The sequence below is a fragment of the Trebonia sp. genome (assembly GCF_049794275.1).
Taxonomy (GTDB): domain Bacteria; phylum Actinomycetota; class Actinomycetes; order Streptosporangiales; family Streptosporangiaceae; genus Trebonia.
This window is the reverse complement of the sequence record NZ_JBARCR010000067.1, coordinates 1-3,425: the sequence shown is the minus strand read 5'-3', so window position 1 is coordinate 3,425 and position 3,425 is coordinate 1. Positions and strand designations below refer to the sequence as shown.

The following is a 3,425-nucleotide window of genomic DNA, read 5'->3' as shown; positions in this document are numbered from 1 at the left end:
GCCCTTTACTGGCGCGATGACCGCCGTCCCCGACGACCCCGCGGTCGGCTACCCGGCGCCCGGCTATGGTGCCGGCCCGGCCGGGTACGGCGCGGGCGCGGCCAACGGCTACGGGCAGGCAGGCGGCTACGACACGGCCGGCGGGTACGGCGCCATGGCCGAGCCGACGTACCTCAGCGACTACCGCAGCCAGCAGTACGGGAACGCGGCGGGGTACGGCGAGTCCCAGCAGTACGGCGACGCGCCGCAGTACGGCGACGCCCAGGGTTACGGCGACGCCCAGGGGTATGGCGACCCGCAGCAGTACGGCGACCCGCAGGGGTACGGCGCGCAGGCCGGCGCGGCGGCCCCGTACGCGGACTACAGCGGTCCTGCGTACGCCGGCCAGGCGCAGGACGGTCAGGGCTATAGCGGCCAGAACTACAACGACCAGAACTACAACGGCCAGAACTACAGCGCAGAAAGCTACGACACGCAGGGCTACGACGCGCGCAGCTACGAGGCACCGGGCTACGAAGCGCCGGGTTACGAAGCGCCGGGTTACGAAGCGCCGGGCTACGAAGCGCAGGGCTACGAAGCGCAGGGCTACACCGGTCAGGGCTACGCCGCGCAGGACTACAGCGTGCCCGACCCGGGCAGCCACGACCTCGCCCAGTACGTGCAGCCGGATCCCACCGCTTCTTACATGGCCGGGACGGGCGTCGCTCCGGCGCTCTCCGCTCCGGTCGGCGCCCCCAGCGCCCCGGGCGCCCCGGGCGCCCCGCGGCACGCCCAGGACCCGTCGTCCTACCGGGAGCAGCCCGGCTACCCAGAGGCCGGTTACCCAGAGGCCGCCGCCTACCAGGAGGCGCCGCGTTACCCCGACCCGTCCGGCTACGCCGACCCCGGATACGCGCAGCAGCCTGGCGGTTTCACCGGCAGCGGCGCCTACCAGGCGAACGGTTACGCCGACCCCGCCAGCGGCTCATACGCGTCATCCGACTACGCCAACGGTAGCTTCGGCACCACCGCGGCCTATGACACCAACGGCTACAACAGCACACACCAGTCGGGCGCGTACGAGGCGAACGGCTACGGCGAGGCGCAGCACTCGGGTGCCTACGAGCCCGGCGGTTACCCAGGTACGCACCAGTCCGCCGCGTACGAGGCCAATGGCTACAGCGAAGCGCAGTACTCGGGCACGTACGAGCCGAACGGCTACGACGGCGCGCCACAGCCCGGCGCTTACGAGCCGAACGGCTACGGTGACGCGCAGCAGTCCGGCGCCTACCCGGCCAATGGTTACGCCGGCACGCAGCAGTCCGCCGCGTACCAGGCGAACGGCTACGGCGAGGCGCAGCACTCGGGCGGCTACGAGGCCGCCGGCTACAGCGGCTACCCGGGCAACGGCTCCGCCGCCCAGGCCTCCAGCCCGACTTTTACCCCCACCTTCACCCCGAACGGCATCCCGAACGGTGGCGGCTACGGGCCTGGCGACGAGTACCAGCAGGCCGGGTACGCCCCGCAGGGATACCCGGAGGAGCAGTCCTACGGTGGCCAGGCGTACGCCGACGAAGGCTACGCGACCGGATACCAGGAGAACCACCAGCAGGCCGCCTACCCAGGCGCCCCGGGCGCGCCGAGCTTCACGCCGGCGGGCGAGCAGGCCGACCCGGCGCAGCGCGGCTACTGGGACAGCGAGTCTCGCGATCAGCAAACTGGCCGGGACTCCAGGGAACAGAGGTACACCAGGAGGCGTTAGAGGCAGTAGCCGGTGCGGCTAGGGTCCCCCGGGCCGCACTTAATATCGCCTTCGCGGAATACCGTTCGGCTGGAGCCGCGATGTGCCTCTCGCCGAGGAGGCGACCACCGCACCGGCCCAAGCGTCAACGGCCCCGGCATCCGCCGGGGCCGTTTCGCATACCCAGCCTTCCGTCGCTCGGGCCACCGCCCGCCAGGTTCGCGATTGGTAGAACGGTCGCTCGGCTAGCCGAGAGCCTCGAAGGCCACTATCCGCAGCGGAGGTCGCTGGCGGCCTTCGTGGATGGAGGACCTGAGGTTGCCATAGACCGCGGGCCAGTCGTTGTCGATCCGGGTCGGTGCGAAGTGATGGGGGAGGATGCCGTACTTGAGCATCCGGCTGTGCTTGGCGTCGGTCTTCAGCCAGCCGTCCCGGTAGAAGTGATATTCCAGGGAGTCGATCTCTGCCGAGACTCCAGCGTCCGCCCACCAGGCGTCGGCCTCGCCAATGTCGGTACCGTCCGCCGCGCGAAGGAACACGTTATACCTGGGCTGCGGCAGGTCGGAGTTCCGTACCCGCTGGCGGAAGCGTGCCTCGGCTACCGACCGGATCCCATCGCGAACCTCGGCAAGGGCCGCGCGCAGGTGTAGTGAATCACGATTGACGCCGCCCGTAAGCTCAAGGCCTATCTGGGCGATCGAGCAAGCCTGTCTCTGCACACCCTCTGCGACCACTGCGCGGACCTCGTCGAGCTTGGTGAAGCCATGTGCGGCGTCGGCCACCGCGCGGGCCGGGCTGGCGAATCGGATCGGACCAGTCCGACTGAACGCCGGCATTCGGCGTGTGCGGTGAACCCGCACGAAACCTATGCTCTGCCGCCTGACCGTCCACGGAATGAGAACGTCAATAGCATCTCCGCCCGGGCACCGCAGCCGGTGCAGCCGCATCGCGACCGGCCCGGTAATCACACTCTGCGGTCCGGCATACAACAAGGCCGCTACCTGCCGCTGCTCCATGGCGATCCGTCCGGTCGCCGTCAGATACACCCCCGGAAGCAGCTTCTGCCACTTTCCGTCCGCCTTGCACCATGTGTTTACCGTGCTCTGCGGAATCCCGATCTCCAGCGCCTGCGTACGACTGATCACCTGGTGTTGTGCTGTGAGGATGCGCTGGAGCGCACCATCGTCAATTACTGTGCGCTTAGGCATGAACACAATATGTCACGAAATAGCCGTACTGCCTAGAAATCACGCGCTGCAACGTTGGCGGTGTGGCCCACAGCGCCCATAGATTCGCACCTGTGGGCCACACCGCCAATCCCGGGGCGGCGCAGTCCAGGTCACGCGTCGCCGACCAGGTTAACGATTGTGGTGAACAGGCGGGGGAGTCGCTGGGCGGCGGGGACGATGCGGGGTCCGAGCAGTGGCTGGTGCCTGGACCACAGCAGGCCCGCGGTGAGCATCCAGGACCTGCGGCAGGCCCGCCGCCAGGCTCGTTCGTAGTCGCCTGGCCGCCCCGCCGCCAGGCACTCCGCCAGGACCGCCGCCTGCGCGAGCGCCGCCCCGATACCCTCGCCGGTCAGCGCGTCGAGATAACCGGAGGCGTCACCCACGAGCAGGACATTGCCAGCGGACCTGCGCGGCACGTCCTGCCGCAGCGGGCCCGCGCCGCGCACCTCGCTGCCAGGCCCGGCCCCGGCCAGCAG

At 69.6% G+C, this 3,425-nt stretch carries 1 protein-coding gene and 2 pseudogenes; 1 reads left to right on the top strand and 2 read right to left on the bottom strand.

Annotated elements, in window-relative coordinates:
- Positions 1–1,741: pseudogene (locus tag WA805_RS01780) on the top strand (hypothetical protein); the annotation flags it as partial.
- 224 nt (positions 1,742–1,965) lie between these two features.
- On the opposite strand, the gene WA805_RS01775 reads toward WA805_RS01780, so the two are convergent.
- The gene (locus WA805_RS01775; protein ID WP_424560414.1) at positions 1,966–2,928 is read right to left on the bottom strand and encodes a hypothetical protein; all 963 of its coding nucleotides are present in this window, start codon (positions 2,926–2,928) and stop codon (positions 1,966–1,968) included.
- 131 nt (positions 2,929–3,059) lie between these two features.
- Positions 3,060–3,425, bottom strand: a pseudogene (locus tag WA805_RS01770) (monooxygenase); the annotation flags it as partial.